At 75.8% G+C, this 15804-nt stretch carries 16 protein-coding genes; 10 read left to right on the forward strand and 6 right to left on the reverse strand.

The window, feature by feature from the left end; translation table 11 throughout:
* Positions 1-87 precede the first annotated feature (87 nt).
* Positions 88-552 (forward strand): M48 family metallopeptidase, encoded by a 465-nt coding sequence (locus LG324_RS02210; RefSeq protein ID WP_084696594.1) that lies wholly within the window; start codon positions 88-90, stop codon positions 550-552.
* On the forward strand, positions 549-2129 hold the full coding sequence (locus LG324_RS02215; protein ID WP_404351461.1) for an LLM class flavin-dependent oxidoreductase: 1581 nt from the start codon (positions 549-551) through the stop codon (positions 2127-2129). Before LG324_RS02210 ends, LG324_RS02215 begins: the two co-directional genes overlap by 4 nt.
* A gap of 130 nt (positions 2130-2259) precedes the next feature.
* Here the strand turns inward: LG324_RS02215 and LG324_RS02220 are convergent, their stop codons facing one another.
* Positions 2260-2880, reverse strand: a complete 621-nt coding sequence (locus LG324_RS02220; protein ID WP_404351462.1) for a methylated-DNA--[protein]-cysteine S-methyltransferase — start codon at positions 2878-2880, stop codon at positions 2260-2262.
* Entirely contained in the window at positions 2877-3365 is a 489-nt protein-coding gene (locus LG324_RS02225) for an RNA polymerase sigma factor (protein ID WP_404351464.1), read from the reverse strand. The genes LG324_RS02220 and LG324_RS02225 overlap by 4 nt, the downstream gene beginning before the upstream one ends.
* Positions 3366-3502: 137 nt before the next feature.
* On the opposite strand from LG324_RS02225, the gene LG324_RS02230 reads away from it, so the two are divergent.
* The 5 genes from LG324_RS02230 to LG324_RS02250 are packed head-to-tail and all read left to right on the forward strand — an operon-like array spanning position 3503 to position 8009.
* Positions 3503-4321: a glycerophosphodiester phosphodiesterase family protein gene (locus tag LG324_RS02230; protein WP_030527134.1), complete on the forward strand. Its 819-nt coding sequence runs from the start codon at positions 3503-3505 to the stop codon at positions 4319-4321.
* Between the two features lie 10 nt (positions 4322-4331).
* Positions 4332-4823, forward strand: a complete 492-nt coding sequence (locus LG324_RS02235; protein ID WP_342666150.1) for an ATP-binding protein — start codon at positions 4332-4334, stop codon at positions 4821-4823.
* Positions 4824-4846: 23 nt separating this feature from the next.
* Positions 4847-5737 carry a DUF5926 family protein gene (locus LG324_RS02240; protein ID WP_030527132.1) on the forward strand — a complete coding sequence of 297 codons (891 nt, stop codon included), beginning with the start codon at positions 4847-4849 and terminating at the stop codon, positions 5735-5737.
* Positions 5737-6450 (forward strand): glycosyltransferase, encoded by a 714-nt coding sequence (locus LG324_RS02245; RefSeq protein ID WP_030527131.1) that lies wholly within the window; start codon positions 5737-5739, stop codon positions 6448-6450. The genes LG324_RS02240 and LG324_RS02245 overlap by 1 nt, the downstream gene beginning before the upstream one ends.
* Positions 6435-8009, forward strand: coding sequence for a hypothetical protein (locus LG324_RS02250; RefSeq protein WP_404351467.1), 1575 nt, complete (start codon positions 6435-6437; stop codon positions 8007-8009). The genes LG324_RS02245 and LG324_RS02250 overlap by 16 nt, the downstream gene beginning before the upstream one ends.
* Here the strand turns inward: LG324_RS02250 and LG324_RS02255 are convergent.
* On the reverse strand, positions 7927-10095 hold the full coding sequence (locus LG324_RS02255; RefSeq protein ID WP_404351469.1) for a hypothetical protein: 2169 nt from the start codon (positions 10093-10095) through the stop codon (positions 7927-7929). The two genes, LG324_RS02250 and LG324_RS02255, sit on opposite strands and share 83 nt — an antisense overlap.
* A 38-nt stretch (positions 10096-10133) precedes the next feature.
* On the opposite strand from LG324_RS02255, the gene LG324_RS02260 reads away from it, so the two are divergent.
* Genes LG324_RS02260 through pheA form a run of 3 tightly spaced genes read left to right on the forward strand, consistent with a single transcriptional unit; the run spans position 10134 to position 12818 of the window.
* Positions 10134-11414: a glycosyltransferase 87 family protein gene (locus LG324_RS02260; protein ID WP_404351471.1), complete on the forward strand. Its 1281-nt coding sequence runs from the start codon at positions 10134-10136 to the stop codon at positions 11412-11414.
* Positions 11415-11418: 4 nt separating this feature from the next.
* Positions 11419-11847 carry a DUF4446 family protein gene (locus LG324_RS02265; protein ID WP_030527127.1) on the forward strand — a complete coding sequence of 143 codons (429 nt, stop codon included), beginning with the start codon at positions 11419-11421 and terminating at the stop codon, positions 11845-11847.
* Entirely contained in the window at positions 11844-12818 is a 975-nt protein-coding gene (gene pheA / locus LG324_RS02270; protein WP_030527126.1) for a prephenate dehydratase, read from the forward strand. The genes LG324_RS02265 and pheA overlap by 4 nt, the downstream gene beginning before the upstream one ends.
* 437 nt (positions 12819-13255) lie before the next feature.
* Here pheA and LG324_RS02275 read toward each other — a convergent pair whose 3' ends face one another.
* The 3 genes from LG324_RS02275 to LG324_RS02285 are packed head-to-tail and all read right to left on the reverse strand — an operon-like array spanning position 13256 to position 15773.
* Entirely contained in the window at positions 13256-13747 is a 492-nt protein-coding gene (locus LG324_RS02275; RefSeq protein WP_404351474.1) for an META domain-containing protein, read from the reverse strand.
* Positions 13748-13763: 16 nt separating this feature from the next.
* Positions 13764-14888, reverse strand: a complete 1125-nt coding sequence (locus LG324_RS02280) for a 1-acyl-sn-glycerol-3-phosphate acyltransferase (protein ID WP_404351475.1) — start codon at positions 14886-14888, stop codon at positions 13764-13766.
* A 57-nt stretch (positions 14889-14945) separates the two neighbouring features.
* Complete coding sequence (locus LG324_RS02285) at positions 14946-15773, reverse strand: patatin-like phospholipase family protein (protein ID WP_207023915.1); 828 nt, start codon at positions 15771-15773, stop codon at positions 14946-14948.
* Positions 15774-15804 lie beyond the last annotated feature (31 nt).

A 15804-nucleotide genomic window follows, 5' to 3' on the forward strand; every position in this document is an offset into this window, starting at 1 on the left:
ACCGGGCCGCCGTCGTGTCCGTCCCGTGGTCGCCCGCCCGCGCCACCGGGCCGGAACAGCCGCCGTCGACGTGGCGTTGAGCGACGCATGACCACCTCCGAGACCGGCATGGCCGAGCGCTACCAGAGGGCCCGGGGGCTCTTCGAGCACGGCGAGTTCCAGGCCGCCGCGGAGGAGCTCTCACAGCTCGTCGACACGAGCGCCTACGAGCCGCCGCTGCACGGGACGACCGAGCTCCGGCTGCTCCTCGCGCGCTCCTACTTCCACTCCGCGCAGCTGTCCCGCGCCGAGACCGTGACCCGCGCCATCCTCGTCGACGACCCCGACGAGGCCTACGCGAACCTGCTCCTGGGGCGCACCCTCCAGCGCCAGGGGCGAGCGGCCGAGGCCAAGCCGCACCTCGTGATGGCCGAGCTGCTCGGCGGCTACGGCGACGAGGGCCGGCTGCCCCCGGTCGTCAGCGACGAGGGGGTCGGGGGCGTCGTCGACGTCGAGCCGCCGGCGCGGGGTGTCGACCGCGGCACCGACGAGCCCCGCCCGGGCACCCCGTGACCGACTACGGGCACGCGCTCGAGCTCGGGATCTTCCCGACGCCCGAGGTCTCCTCGGCCGAGCGCGTGCTCGAGCTCGCCCAGCTCGCCGACGTCCTCGGCCTGGACCTCGTGACCGTCCAGGACCACCCGTACCAGGCGCGCCACCTCGACGCGTGGACCCTCCTGTCGGTCATCGGCGCCCGCACGACCGCCGTGCGGGTCGCGCCCAACGTCGTCAACCTGCCGCTGCGCCCGCCGGCGGTCCTCGCGAAGTCGGTGGCGACGCTCGACGTGCTGACCGGCGGCCGGGTCGAGCTGGGCCTCGGCGCCGGTGCCTTCTGGGACGCCATCGAGGCGGCCGGCGGCACCCGGCTCTCGCCCCGCGAGGCGGTCGACGCGCTCGAGGAGGCGGTCGCGGTGCTGCGCGCCATGTGGACCGGCGAGGGCACGGTCCGCGTCGACGGCCGCCACCACCGCGTCCACGGCCTGCACGCGGGGCCCGCGCCGGCGCACCCGGTCGGCCTCTGGCTCGGCGCCTACAAGCCGCGGATGCTCCGCCTCACCGGACGCGTCGCCGACGGCTGGCTGCCGAGCATGGGCTACGCCGACCCGGACGCGCTGGGGGCGATGAACGCGGTCGTCGACGAGGCGGCGCTCGAGGCCGGCCGGGCACCCGAGGACGTGCGGCGGCTCTACAACGTCTTCCCGGCGCGCTCCGGCGGCGGCAGCGGGCTGCGCGGCCGGCCGTCCGACTGGCCCGAGCAGCTGGCCGCCCTGACGCTCGAGCACGGGATGTCGACCTTCGTGCTCGGCACCGACGACCCCGGGCTGGTGCAGGCGTGGGCGCGGGAGGTCGCGCCGGCGACGCGCGAGCTCGTCGAGGCCGAGCGGGCGCGGCGGGCCTCCGGCTCGGCGCCGGCACCGGCCGAGGAGCCGGTCGAGGTCCAGGACGAGCCGGCTCCCGGCATCGAGACCCCGCGCCGGCAGGCCGCCACCGCACCGCCGTTCGTGCCGACCCCCGACGACGGCCGCCGGCTGACCGGGGACCTGCCCTGGGACGAGGCGTCGCGTCCGAGGTACCCGGACTCCTCCGACTCCTCGGGCTACACCGAGGCGCAGCTGGCCGTGCCGCGCCACCTCGTCGACGTCCACGACCACCTGCGCACCGAGCTCGCCCAGGTCCGCGACGTCGTCGACCAGGTTGCGCGCGGGATGCTGTCGGTCGGCTCGGCCCGCTCCGCGGTCAACGCGATGACGATGCGCCAGAACCAGTGGACGCTCGGCGCGTACTGCGAGTCGTACTGCCGCGTCGTCACCGGGCACCACACGCTCGAGGACGCCTCGATCTTCCCGCACCTGCGGTGGACCGACCCCGCCGCGGCACCGGTCATCGCCCGGCTCGAGGAGGAGCACGAGGTCATCCACGACGTCCTCGACGACGTCGACCGCGCGCTCGTGGCGCTCGTCGCCGACGAGGACGGGGCGATGGACCGGCTGCGGCACGTCGTCGACGTGCTGACCGACACCCTCCTGTCGCACCTGGCCTACGAGGAGCGTGAGCTGATGCACCCCCTCGCGCGCCACGGCTTCCACTGACCGCCGACTTCCTGCCCGTCCGCCACCCGGACGCCTCGAGAGCCCGACTGATGGCGAGTTCCGCCGCTCGACACGCCGCTGGACGGCGCGTCGAGCGGCTCAACTCGCAAGAAGTCGGGAAGGGCCGGGGTCAGGAGCGGGCGGGGTGGGAGGCGTGGGCGGCCTCGAGGGCGAGGAGGTGCTCCTTGGCCGCGGGACCGCCGGCGTACCCGCCGACCCCGCCGGCCGCCGGCAGCACCCGGTGGCAGGGCAGCGTGACACACAGCGGGTTGCCGCCGAGCGCGGTGCCGACCGCCCGCGCGGCGCCCGGGTGCTCGACCGCGGCGGCGAGGGCCGCGTACGTCGTCCGCTCGCCGTAGCCGACCCGCGCCGCCAGGCCGGTCAGCACCTCGCGCTGGAAGGGCGACGCGAGGGCGAGGTCGGGCTCGACGTCGACCCGGCGCGTGCGCCCGGCGAGGAAGTCGCCCAGGGCCCGGCGCGCGGCGTCCGTCGGGGCGGGATGGCGAAGCACCCGCGGGCTGACGGACGCGGCGAGGCGGGCGAGCCAGCGCTCCTCGGCCGCGTCGTCCGGGGCGAAGGCGGTCGCGAGCACCCGGCCGTCGTCGCGCACCGCGACGAGCATCCGCCCGACCTCGGTGTCGTCGAGGACGTACGAGACGTCGGTCGGCGCGAGGCGGGGCGGTCCGGCCAGGGGCGGGTCGAAGGAGGTGAGGGCGGTGAGGACAGCGGGCGTGGTGGCGGGGTCGGTCATCGGAGGTCCTCCGGGTCGGTGAGGTCGAGGCGCAGGGCGGCGACGGCGTCGCTGACCAGCCGCCTGCTCATCCCGGGCGACGTGCCGAGAGCGGCCGCGACCGCGCGGTGGTCGAGGTCGCCGACGAAGCGCATGACGACGGCGTCACGCTGCCGGGGCGGCAGGGCGGCCACCCGCGCCCAGAGCCCGTCGTCGGGCGGGGTCGGCGGGTCGACGACGGGGGCCTCGGCGAGGACGGCCGGGTCCTCGTGCGGGGTCGTGCGCCGGGCGGCGCGGTGGTGGTCCATCGCGCAGCGGTGGGTGACGGTGAGGAGCCACGAGCGCAGGTTGCGGGCGTGGGTGAGCCGGGGGTAGGCGGCGAGCGCCCGGGTCCACGCCTGCTGCGCGACGTCGTCGGCGTGCACCGGCCCGACGAGGCCGTGGGCGAGACGGGCGACGTCGCGCCAGTGCTCGTCGACGAGGTGCTGGAAGGGCGGGAGGCTCACGATGGTCCAACGGTAGGGCGGCCGGGAGTGTGAGTGGCGTGACCGCGGGCCGGTCGCACCACCCGCGGGTCGGCCGAACGGCGCGTCCTCGGCCCCGAGGCGTCGTGGACGGCCGTGACCGTGGATGATGGTGTCCCGTGACCGTCGAGCAGCAGACGACCACCCGTCCCCTCGTCGTGGCCCACCGTGGCGCCAGCGAGGAGGAGGCCGAGCACACGCTCCGGGCCTACCGCAAGGCGTTCGCGCACGGCGCCGACGGGGTCGAGTGCGACGTGCGCCTCACGGCCGACCACCACCTGGTCTGCGTCCACGACCGGCGCGTCGAGCGGACGTCGAACGGGTCCGGGGTCGTCTCGACCCTCGAGCTCTCCCGGCTCGAGCAGCTCGACTGGGCGTCCTGGAAGAGCGGCCCCGGCGAGTCCGAGCGCCCCGAGTCCGACCCCGAGCGCGGGCACCTGCTGACCCTGCGACGCCTGCTCGACACCCTCGTCGACACCGGTGACGAGGTGCTGACCCTCATCGAGACCAAGCACCCGACCCGGCACGGCGACGACGTCGAGAAGACCCTCGTCCAGGTGCTGCGCTTCTTCGAGCTCGACCGGGGCGACCGCCCCGGCCGACCGCACGTGCGGGTCATGTCGTTCTCCGCGCGCGCGCTCGCGCGGGTGCACCGGCTCTCGCCGCAGACCCCCCTCGTCCACCTCCTCTCGGCGACGGGCCGACCGCTGCCGCCCGACGGGACGCTGCCCAAGGGGGTCGGCACCGTCGGCCTCGACATCGTGTTCCTGCGCAGGAAGCCGTCGGTGGTCGAGAAGTACCGCCGGCACGGCCACGACGTGTTCGTGTGGACGGTCGACGACGAGGCCGACATGGACCTGTGCCGCGAGCTCGGGGTCGACGTCGTCATCACCAACCGCCCCGGCACGGCCATCGCCCGGTTCGGGAGCAGGTTGTAGCGTGACGCCCGTGACCTCGGAGAACACACCCCTGACTCCCGACGTCGAGGAGGAGGTGCTCGGCGTCGTCGAGTCCTCCGGGCCCGGCGCCGACAGCATCATCTGCACCGTGCGCGTCCCGTCGGACGCCTCGTCGGTCGGGCGCGTCCGGCGCGCCATCGTCACCGACCTCACCGAGCGCGACCTCGACGAGGACCTCGTCGGCGAGGCCGAGATGGTGACCTCGGAGCTGCTGACCAACGCCGTGCGCCACGCCCGTCCGCTCTCGGACGGCACGATCCGCGTGCGGTGGAAGATCCGCGGCGACGTCGTCGAGGTCGAGGTGACCGACGGCGGCGGCGCCACCGTCCCCAAGCCGGCGCCGCGCACGGTCTGGCTCTCCTCGGGCCGCGGCCTGCGCATCGTGCGCTCGATGGCCCACGAGTGGGGCGTCACCGAGGACCGCACGGGCAACGTCGTGTGGGCCACGCTCGGCGGGCCCAGCCGCCGCCGCGCCACCTGAGCGACGTCCCTTAGGGTGCTCGCATGGGCAAGGCATCCCGACGTCAGCGCGGCTCCGACCGCACCCCGAAGGCCGCGCGCCCGGCGCCGGCCCCGTTCGAGGCGCGGCCCTTCGCCGGCCTGCCCGGCGAGACCGACTGGGTCGCGATGCGCGAGATCCTGCCGGCGGCCACCGCGGTCGTCCGGGTGCGCCCCGAGCACGTGCCCGACGGCGCCCCGTCGGAGGTGACCGTCGCGACGGTCCTGCCGATGGCCTGGCCCGCGCTGCACCGCACCGACGGCACCGTGCTCATCGGCACGCAGTCGGGCAACGCGAGCGGAGACGCCTCCCGCGACCTCGCCGCGCAGCTGCTCGCCGGCCTCGCCGCCGAGCAGGGCACCCCGGTCACGAGCACCCCGCAGGTCACCGCCGACAGCCCCCGCCTCCAGGACGTCCTCGCCGAGGACACGACCTTCGAGGTCACCGTCCACGAGGGCTTTGACTTCTGGGTCGAGGGCCAGGAGCTCGAGGGCGAGGCGCAGGAGTCGCTGGAGCGCGCCAACTCCTCCGTCGTCCCGACCGTCGCCATGACCTCGCTGCCGTCGGCGTACTGGGTGCGCATCGGGGACCGTGCGCACGTCCGGCTCGTCCTGCCCGAGGACGAGGACGTCGCCACCGACGCGCTCGCCCGCCTGCACGCCGCCGGTGAGGACGGCCTCGGCGAGGGGACCCGCCTCCTCGGTGCCTTCCGGACCGGCGGCCTGCTCGTCCCTGTCTGGGACCTCGACCCCGAGCTCGAGGCCGGTGACCACGAGTCCGAGCTCGCCGCGTTCGGTGAGCGCTACCGGGCCGCGCTGGCCGCGGACGCGCCCCTGACGCCCGAGGAGCGGCGCGCCCGCTCGGGGCTGCTCAGCCGCCAGGTCACGCTCCGCTGATGGCCGGGGTCGCGGCGGTCGTCCCCTGCAAGGACGAGGCCGACCGCATCGGGGCCACCGTCGCGGCGGTGTCCGCGCTCGACGTCGTGACCCGCGTCGTCGTCGTCGACGACGGCAGCTCCGACGGCACGACCGCCGCGGCCGAGGCCGCCGGCGCCGACGTCGTGCGCCACCCCGTGAACCGGGGCAAGGCGGCGGCCCTGCGGACCGGTGTGGCCCGGGTCCGCGAGCTGGAGGCCGCGGCCGGCGAGGCGCCGGCCGCGCTGCTCTTCGTCGACGGCGACCTCCAGGAGACCGCGTCCGCGCTCGGCGTCCTCACCGACGCGGTGCTCGACGGCAGCGCGGACATGACGATCGCGACGCTGCCCGCGCAGATCACCGCCGGTGGCGGGCGCGGGCTGGTCGTCGGCCTCGCCCGGCGAGGCATCGAGCACCTCACGGGTTTCCGTGCGGTGCAGCCGCTCTCGGGGATGCGCTGCCTGTCCCCGGGGGCCTACGAGGCCGCGTCGCCGCTCGCGCGTGGCTGGGGGGTCGAGACGGCGCTGACCGTGGACGTGCTCCGTGCTGGGCTGCGCGTCCTCGAGGTGCCCTGCGAGCTCCAGCACCGGGTGAGCGGCAGCGACTGGCGCGGCCAGCTGCACCGGGCCGGCCAGTACCGCGACGTGTGGCTGGCCCTGGTCCGGCGCGGTTGGCGGCCGTGGCAGCGGGGCTGAGCGCCGCCCGGCACGACCCCCCGACCGTCGCGTCGGACGGGCCGGTGCGCACCGACGGGGTGCGCCGGCTGCTCCTCGGTGCCTCCGTGGCGCTCCTGCTCGTCGTCGGCCTCGCCCGGCCGAACGCCGCCCAGCCCGACCTGTCGCCGCGCGGCTGGGCACCGGGCACGCTGCTGCCGCTCGACCTCTCGCCCGCCCTCGTCACCGGCGTGCTGTGGGCCGCGTACCTCGTCGGTGCCGCAGCGGTCGTGCTCGGGCTGCGCTCGGGCACACCGGCCCTGCGGGGATGGCGGGTGCCGGGAGCGCTGGCCGTCGCCGCGCTGCTCACCGCGCCCTTCGGCTCCGCCGACCACGTCAGCTATGTCGCGTACGGGCGCATCCTCGCCACCGGGGGCAACCCGTGGGTCGAGTCGCCGAGTGACTGGATGAACGGCACCGACCCCGTGACGAGCCGGGTCGAGGCGCCCTGGACCGAGGAGCCGAGCGTCTACGGGCCCTTCGCCACGCTGCTGCACGGACTGTCGGCCCTCGTCGGCGGACCCCAGCTGCGGCAGGAGGTCTGGGTCTGGCAGCTGCTCGTCGTCCTCGCCTGGCTCGGCGCGCGCTGGGCGCTGAGGTCGGCCCTCCCCGCGCGGCTGCACGGCCGGGTGGACGCGGCGTGGACCCTCAACCCGCTCGTCCTCGGGGCCGGGATGCTCGGGGCGCACGTCGACGTCGTGGCCGCGGCGCTGCTCGTCGTCGCCGTCGCGCTGCTGGTCCGGCTGCCCGGCCCGGCCGGGCTCGCCTGCGCCGGCGGGGTGCTCGCGCTCGCGGCCTCGACGAAGGTGACGTACGGGGTCGGCCTGCTCGCCGTCGTGACGGCCCTGTGGCTGGTGCGCGACCGGTCGGCGCGGGTCGCGTCGGCGCTGCGCCGCGTCGTCGTGCTCGTCGGCGGCTTCGTCGTCGTGGCCGGGCTGCTCCAGCTCTGGGGCGGGTCGCACGTCTACGACCAGCTGCTGCGCTCGCGGCAGGCCGTCTCCCTCGCGACGCCGTGGCGCCCGCTCCTCGAGGCGCTGCGCTCCTCCCTCGGCAACGCGGACGCCCGGACGCTCGTCAGCGCCGGGGCCGCCGTGCTGGCGGTGCTGCTCGCGGTCCTCCTGGGGCGCGCGACGCGTGGAGCCGTCCGCAGCACCGACCTCGCGCCGCAGCGCCTCGCCGCCACCGCCCTGCGCTGGACGGCCGTCCTCTCGCTGGCGTACTCGCTCGCCGCCCCCTACTCGCTGCCCTGGTACGACCTTCTCGTCTGGGCCGCGCTGCCCGCGCTCGCCGCCGGCTGGGTCGACCGGCTCGCCCTCGCCCGGCTGCTGCTCATGTGCCTCGCGTACGTCCCTGGCCGGGTCCTCGGGATGACGCCCGGCGTCGAGTCGGTGACGCTCGGGTTCCGGCGCGAGGTTGCGCCGTGGCTCGCGCTGCTCGTGTGGGTCGTGGCGGTCGGGGTCAGCGTCGCCGTCGGCCGGCGCGGGTCGGCGCCGTCGTCCGTGCCTCCTCGAGCAGGTACCCCACCGACACCGACACGATGAGCGGGACGGCGAGCGTCGCCCCGACCGCGGGGATGGCCACGCCGGAGTCGTTGACCGCGAACCCGATCGCCAGCACGAGGAACAGCGCGACGAGGCCGGGGCGGAACGTCGGTGCCGCGTCGAACGAGCGCTGCAGCGACCGCGAGCCCCACGACGTCGGGCGCGCGAGGACGTAGGCGACGAAGAGCAGGGCCGCCGGCACGAGGAGCGTCAGGGGCGCGTTCTCGCGGAGGATCTCGAGGTTCTGCTCGGCCTTGCGCACGACGATGTCGTCGGCCGTGCCGTCGATGATCGACTGGACGAAGCGGCCGAGGTGCGTCCGGCTGCCCGGCGGCCGCAGCCAGTCGGCCCCGGCGGCCGCGAAGAACACGACGACGACGGAGACGACGATCAACCCCCAGCGCTTCCACGTGAGGCGGATGCCCAGGATCGTCAGGACGAGGTAGACGACCGCGGGCAGGAGCGCCGGCGGGCCGCCGAGGTCGGCGCCCCAGAACGGCGCCGCGTCGACGAGGAGCGCGACGAACCCGATGCCCCCGACGGCGACCGCCGCGGCGACCCGCGCCCCGCGCAGGACGAGGACCGACGAGACGGCCGTCGCGAGGAGGATCGCCGCCGTCCCGAACAGGGCGAACGTCGGGTTCCCCATCCCGTAGAAGCGCCCGGCGACGACCGGCTGCAGGCCCATCAGAGAAGACAGCTGGAGGCGGGAGCCGGTCATGACGTCGGCGGCGAGGACGACCGCGGTGACCGCCGAGACGAAGGCCATCGGCCCGAGGGGGCGCTTGCCCCACGGCCCGCGGAGCGCGACGCCGGCGATGACGGCGACGAAGGCCAGCACCGCCGCGACGACCGCGAGCATCTCGACGGGGAAGCGCCACCACGGCACGAGGTTGGCGAGGAAGGTCGAGACCGGGACGGCGGCCGCGGCCACCGACAGCACGCGCACACGCGTCAGCACGGTCGTCCGGGTGGCCTCCGAGCCGATCCGGCCCTTCCAGACGAGGAGCACGAGCAGGTAGACGACGAGCTGGCCGTACGCGAAGACCTGGAAGAACGGCTCGACGAGGCCGTGGACGTCGTGGCTCGCCTCGTCGAGGTCCCGCAGGTGGGTGAGCCGCTCGGTGGCGCGGCGCTCGGAGCCGTCCGGCGCGGGGTCGGTCGTCAGCGGCGAGCCGGCGACGGAGTCGGGGACGGGCAGGCCGACCCCGGCGAGCACCGTCGCGGTGAGGTCGGGGGCCTGGGCGAGGCCGTCCTGCCGGGTCGAGCCGGAGACGAGCGTGCCGGGGCCGAAGTGCGGGCCACGGGCGAGGACCATCCGCAGCCGCTCGGAGAGGCCGGCGTCCGACAGGCTGGCGACGACGAAGTCGGCGCCGTTCGGGCCGGCGTCGAGGACCTGCCCGATGCGCCGGTCGACCGCGCGCACCTGCTCGACGCGCGAGCCGGTGGCCCGCTCCCCGGGTGCGAGGTCGTCGGGGTCGCGGACCGTGCCGACGTCGACGAGCGTGACGGGGCAGGTGTTGAGGTCGACGAGCAGGTCGTCCGGGGCGAAGTCCATCTGCTGGGTCACGCGGCCGTCGGGCAGCGCGCCGCCCAGCGCGGCGTACGGGCCGACCGTCGCGACGCACATCTTCTGGGCGTCGACCTGCTGGGCGAGCAGCCCCAGCCGGGTGTCGAACTTCTGCTCCGCCGCGGCCGCCTCGTACTGCGGCCACTCGGTGACGCGTCCGTCCTGCACGGTCGGCGGGCCGGGGCAGGCGCGGTCGGCGGGGTTGGCGGCGTCGCCGGTGCGCGGCACGGCGGCCCGCGAGCCGGCGGACAGCCCGAGCCACCCGTCGGCGGGGCAGGTGTTGGACCACACGGAGCGGACCGACAGCGTCGCGCCGGAGCCGCTGCGCAGCATCGACCAGAGGGTCGGGGTGTCGCGGGCGTTGACGTCGGACCACGACAGGCCGCCGGTGCCGACGAGGACGACGGCGCCCGTGGGCTCGCGCGCGGCGGTGGCCGAGGACCCCGGGACGGCGAACAAGAGCCCGCCGACGACGGCCACCAGGGCCACGGCGACGGCGAGGGCTCTGCGGGTCACGCGGCCCAAGGGTAACGACCCGTGGTGAGAATGGTGTCGTGACCTCCCCGCCCGCCCGACGCCCCGCCGTGCCCCGGCACCGCTGGATCCTCGCTGTGGTGCTCGTGGCGCTCGCCGCCTCGCCGGTGGCCCTGCGCTACCTCGTCTTCTGGCCGCTGGACCAGTGGCAGGTCGACGTCGACGTGTACCGGCAGGCGGGGGTCTCGATCCTCACCGGGCGCCCGGTCTACTCGGCGATGACAGAGGCGCCGCAGCTGCTGCCGTTCACCTACCCGCCGTTCGCGGCGTTCCTCGGGATCCCGTTGGCGCTCATCCCGTTCGGTGTCGTCGGCTGGCTCTGGACGGCGATGCAGGTCGTCGCGACGACGGCCATCGTCTGGTACGCCGGCCGGGCGCTGCTGGCCCGCTCCGGGTCGTGGCTGCCGCTGGCGCTCGCGGCCCTCACGGCGCCGATGCTCTGGCTGCACCCCGTCGGCGACGGCATCCGGTTCGGGCAGGTCAACGCCTTCATCGTCCTCGCCTGCGTCATGGACCTCGTCGAGCCCCGACCGCGCCTCGCGCGCTGGCTGCCCAAGGGCGCGCTCATCGGGCTGGCCATGGCGGTCAAGCTGACGCCGGGGGTCTTCGTCGTCCACTTCCTCCTGACCCGGCGCTGGAAGGAGGCGGCGACCGCCGTCGCGTCCGCCGCCGTCGCGACGCTGCTCGCGGCCGCCGTCCTGCCCGGCACCTCGTGGACGTACTGGACCTTCGCGCTGCGCGACCCCACGCGGCTCGGGCCGAACGCGGGGACGGCCAACCAGTCGGTGCGCGGCTTCCTGCTGCGCCTCGGCCCGGAGGGGCTGCCCGGCACCGTGATCTGGCTGGTCGTCGTGGCCGGCATCGCGTGGGTGGGGTTCCGGCTGGCCGCCCGGATGTACCGCGCCGGCGACCCCGTCGGCGAGCTCGCGGTCGTCGGCATCGTCGCGTGCCTCGTGTCGCCGGTGTCGTGGGTGCACCACTACCACTGGGTCGTCGTCGTCGTGCTGGCGCTGCTCGGGGCCCGGCCGTGGGAGGAGCGGCACCGGCTGTGGGCCGCGGCGGCCGTCACGGTCTTCTTCACGCTGCGCCTGCCGTGGTGGGGCATCGACTGGCTCGCGCAGCGGGACTGGCCGCAGTGGCCGGGGCGGATGCTGCAGAACGCCGACGTCGCCGGTGGGCTGGCGTGCCTGGCGCTGCTGTGGTGGAGCGCCCGTCGGCGGGACCGGGAAACTGGGGCGGGCGCCGGCGCCGGTGCGGACCCGGACGTCGAGGCGCGGCCGTCGTCCCCGGCCCTAGCCTGAGGGCATGCTCGACATCGGACCGGCGGAGGCGCTGCTGCTCGCGGTTCCCGCGCTGCTGCTCCTCGCCGCGGTCGCGCTCGTCGTGCTCCTCCTCGTGCGGACGGCCGGGCTGCGCCGGCGGGTCGACGCCCTCGAGGCGCACCGGCCGGCCGGCGACACCGACGTCAGCGCGTTGCGGGCCGAGGTCGCCCAGGCGCTGCGGCACGTCGCGGTGGTCCGCTACGACGCGTTCGGCGACATGGGCGGCCGGCTGAGCTTCAGCGCGGCCGTCGTCGACGACCGGGGCGACGGCCTCGTCATCAGCTCGATCCACGCGCGCGGCGAGTCGCGCACCTACGCGAAGGGGGTCGTCGGCGGTGCGTCCGAGGCGACCCTCTCGCCCGAGGAGCAGCAGGCCCTCGCCGCCGCCCGCACCGGCAAGGAGCAGCCATGACCACCCGCTTCGGCTACCTCGGACCCGAGGGGACGTTCACCTCGATGGCGCTGGACGCGTGGCCGGCCGCCGGCGACGGGGCGGAGCGCGTCGCGTTCGGGTCGGTCGGGGCGGCGCTCTCGGCGCTGCGGGCCGGCGACGTCGACGGGGCGATGGTGCCCATCGAGAACTCCGTCGAGGGAGGTGTGTCGGCGACGCTCGACGCCCTGGCCAGCGGCGACCCCCTCGTCGTGACGGGCGAGGTGCTCGTGCCGGTGCGGTTCGTCCTCGCGGCGCGCGGCGGGGTGTCGCTCGCCGACGTCCGCGCCGTCGGGACGCACTCGCACGCGTGGGCCCAGGTACGCGGCTGGATGGCGACGCACCTGCCCGAGGCCGTGTACGTGCCGACGCTGTCGACGGCGTCGGCCGCCGAGACACTCGGGGCGGTGCACGAGGGGCGCGCCGGTGCGGTGGACCAGGCGGGCGCCGGCTCGCCGCAGTTCGACGCGGCGGTGTGTGCGCCGGCCGCGGCGTCGCTGCACGGGCTGTCGACGCTCGCCGAGGGCATCGGCGACATGCAGTCGGCGGTCACCCGCTTCGTGCTCGTCGCGCGGCCGGGCGCGATGCCGGCGCCGACGGGGGCCGACAAGACGACGGTCGTGCTCTACCAGCGCGAGGACCACGCCGGTGGGCTGCTGGAGCTGCTCGAGCAGTTCGCGGCGCGGGGCATCAACATGACGCGGCTGGAGTCGCGGCCGACCAAGGAGTCGATGGGGGCGTACTGCTTCTCCGTCGACGTCGAGGGTCACGTGCTCGACGAGCGGCTCGGGGAGGCGCTCATGGGGCTGAAGCGGATCTGCGCCGAGGTGCGCTTCCTCGGGTCCTACCCCCGGGCGGACCGGCAGCCCGCGACCGTCGGGCCGCGCGCGAGCGACGCCGACTTCGCCGCGGCCCGAGAGTGGATCCAGGGGCTGCGCGCCGGAGGCGCCTGACCCGTCGAAGGCCGGACCCCGACCCCGCCCCGTCGTGCCCACCGCCGCCGATCCTGAGAGCGGGCCCCGGTATGGATGACTCCCAGCCTCCATGCGCCCCGGAAGGTTTACCTTCCACCCGCAAGCATCTGGTTGCACAGGGAACGTTTCCCTTTCACCCCGCAAGTGTCTGGTTGCTCCGGGAAGGTTTACTTCTCCGCGGGAACCATGTGGTTGCGCCGGCGAGGTCTTCCTTCCGCGCAGCATGGATGTGGTTGCGCGCGGAAGGTTGACCTTGCGGCGGGAAGCTGATGGTTGCGAGGTGGAAGGTAAACCTTCCGGGGAGACAGGAGGCTGGGAGGACACACCTCGACCGGCCGCTCTCAGGATCGCGGTCCCTGCGCCCCGGTGCTCGGGTCGGGACGGTCGGAGGGTGGGGGCGTCGGGTGGTCGGGGGCTCACGCGCCGGCGGGCTGCCGCTCCATCCCCAGCCACCAGCGCTCTCCGTCGCCCCAGTAGAGGTAGAGGTACGGGCCCGAGATCTCGAGTCGCGGCCGGGACGACAGCATCTCGAGCGCCCACGCCTCCTGCGCCATCCTGTCGGCGTCCAGGCACGCCATCTCGGTCACGGCGAGCCCGTCCGGGACGGCCAGCCGAGACTCCTCCACCGCCACGCGCCCCCCGCCGGAGTTGCACCCCGGCTGCACCGTGAGCCGATCCCCGTCGACGGAGAACGACAGGGTCCGCGGGACGACGGGGGCCGGGGCCCCGGTGGTGTTCACCGCCACCCACCGCCCCGCGAGGTCGTCCACCGACCCCACCGTCCGCGACCCGTTGGCCGAGCCGTCGCCCCCGTCGCCCACCACCTGCAGCCGTAGGGCCGCCGCCCCCGCGACGACGAGCAGGACGACGGCGAGGGCGGCGGCCACGCGACCGGACAGGCGCTGCATGCCCGTGCGACGCCCGTCAGGGCGCGACGGTTCCGCCGGCGGTGCCTCCGGACGAACCGCTCGGGTCGTCCGGCGACGCGTCCGGCAACGCCGCGGACCCCGTCGCGGACCCCGTCGCGGGACGCCGCTCCGGGATGCCCCCGGGGTCCGTGTGGGCCGTCACCCACGCGTCCACCTCGTCCCACCGGGCGTCCAGCCACGCCGCGAACGCGACCGGGTCGGACGGCACGTCCTCGCTGCGCCAGGTCCACGTCCGCACGAGGAAGGGCCGGTCGCGGAACGGCATCGCGTCCCAGATGAGCCGCGGGCTCGAGAGCTGCCCGTACCCCGCGTGCGCCACGACCATGACGTCGGCCTCGGGACGGGCCTCGCGCGCCGCCCAGGCCCCCCGCGTCTTCGGCGGGAGCACGTTGACCAGCGCCTCGGCGCGGGCGGCCCGGCGGTGCTCGCCGCGCCGCCGCAGCCGCTCGATGAGGTGCGCCCGGCGTGACGGGGTCCAGTTCTGGCCCTCGGGGAAGATGAGCAGGACGTCGTCGTCGCCGAGGGTGCCGGCCATCCCGCGCACACCGGCCAGCCGGTCCTCCCCGGCCGACGGGACGAAGAACGAGTCGAGGCGGGTGAGGATCGTGTCGACCCCGGGGTCCCACCGCAGCGCCTCGGCGAGGACGATCCGCGGCAGCCGGCCGGCGGTCCGGGCCAGCAGCCAGGCGACGGCCAGCGAGTCGAACGGCCCCGCGTGCCGCGCGAGGGCGAGGAGCGGACGCCCCGCGGTGCCGAAGTGCATCCGGTCGGTCAGCCGGACCTCGAGCCCCAGCCAGCGCCGCGTGTAGAACATCAGGGAGTCGAGCGCGTCGGACAGCAGCCGCTCGTGCGCCTCGCGCCACTCCGGGGCCCGGTCGTCGTGGGGCTCCGCCCCGAGCACCCAGCAGCGCACGAGCATCCGGATGTCGACCCACATGAGCAGGACGGCGAGGCAGGCGCAGCGGAACAGCCGCGCGCGCCGGTCGACGAGCGAGTGCAGGGCCCCGGCCACGACGACCGGCACCATCAGCCCGGTGACGACGAGGCCGACGAGCGGCCAGAGCGGCGCCAGCACGCGGCGGACCGCCCGTGGCGGCGGGGGGATGCCTCGAGCGCCCATGCCCGCGAGCCTAGGGCCAGGTCCCGCTGCGGGACAGGGCCTCCGGCGGGTGCCCCGTCAGAGCGCGGCCAGGTACGCCGCCGACGCCTCGAAGGCCTGCCGCTCCCGCTCGCGCATCCGGGAGGACCGGGCCGCGCGCAGCGACACGCTGGGGGTCGACTCGGCCCCGCTCGGCAGGACGTGGGTCTCGACCTCGGCCGGGACCGACGCCATCTCGTGGACGTACCGGTGGCGGCGGGCGATCTCGAACGCCACCGTCCCGACCTCCCACGGCCGGCGCGGCGGCGCCAGCGGCTGCTCGACGCGCCCGACCTGGAGGACGAACACCCGGGTCGCCCCGAGCGCCAGCGCCCGACCCACGGGGATCGAGTGCACGAGACCGCCGTCGAGGTGCGACCACCCGTCGATGACGACCGGCGGGAAGAGTCCCGGCACCGAGCACGACGCGACGACCGGCCACGTCAGCGGCCCGGCGTCGAACCACGCGGCGCTCGCGTCCTCGATGCGAGCCGCGACGCACTGGAACGGCACCGCCAGCTCCTCGAACGTCGACACCGGCAGGTAGGTGTCGATGACGTGCCGCAAGGGCGCGTTCGACAGCAGGTGGGTGCGCGACCGGGCCGCCCGCGCCGCCTGACGCACCGGGTTCTCGACGAACACCCCCTCGCGGACGACCGCCTCCCAGACCTCGGCCAGCCGGCCCGCCCCGGCGGGCGTCGGGTCGGCGGCCACGAACGCCCCGTTGAGCGCCCCGATGCTCGTCCCGAGGACGAGGTCGGGCACGACACCGGCGTCGGCCAGCGCGCGGACCATCCCGACCTGCGTGGCCCCGAGGACGCCGCCCCCGCCGAGGACGAACGCCGTGAGCCCCTCGCCGTCCGCCATCCCCCCATGATGCCGCCCGGTAGCCTGCGAC

This window comes from Phycicoccus jejuensis (assembly GCF_044797865.1).
Classification (GTDB): Bacteria; Actinomycetota; Actinomycetes; order Actinomycetales; family Dermatophilaceae; genus Phycicoccus; species Phycicoccus jejuensis.

Bases quoted from the DNA above. Each gene is read 5' to 3' on its own strand.
- LG324_RS02210 (WP_084696594.1), top strand. From the start codon at position 88: ATGACCACCTCCGAGACCGGCATGGCCGAGCGCTACCAGAGGGCCCGG.
- LG324_RS02220 (WP_404351462.1), bottom strand. From the start codon at position 2,880: ATGACCGACCCCGCCACCACGCCCGCTGTCCTCACCGCCCTCACCTCC.
- LG324_RS02240 (WP_030527132.1), top strand. From the start codon at position 4,847: ATGGGCAAGGCATCCCGACGTCAGCGCGGCTCCGACCGCACCCCGAAG.
- LG324_RS02245 (WP_030527131.1), top strand. From the start codon at position 5,737: ATGGCCGGGGTCGCGGCGGTCGTCCCCTGCAAGGACGAGGCCGACCGC.
- LG324_RS02265 (WP_030527127.1), top strand. From the start codon at position 11,419: ATGCTCGACATCGGACCGGCGGAGGCGCTGCTGCTCGCGGTTCCCGCG.
- pheA (WP_030527126.1), top strand. From the start codon at position 11,844: ATGACCACCCGCTTCGGCTACCTCGGACCCGAGGGGACGTTCACCTCG.
- LG324_RS02275 (WP_404351474.1), bottom strand. From the start codon at position 13,747: ATGCAGCGCCTGTCCGGTCGCGTGGCCGCCGCCCTCGCCGTCGTCCTG.
- LG324_RS02280 (WP_404351475.1), bottom strand. From the start codon at position 14,888: ATGGGCGCTCGAGGCATCCCCCCGCCGCCACGGGCGGTCCGCCGCGTG.
- LG324_RS02285 (WP_207023915.1), bottom strand. From the start codon at position 15,773: ATGGCGGACGGCGAGGGGCTCACGGCGTTCGTCCTCGGCGGGGGCGGC.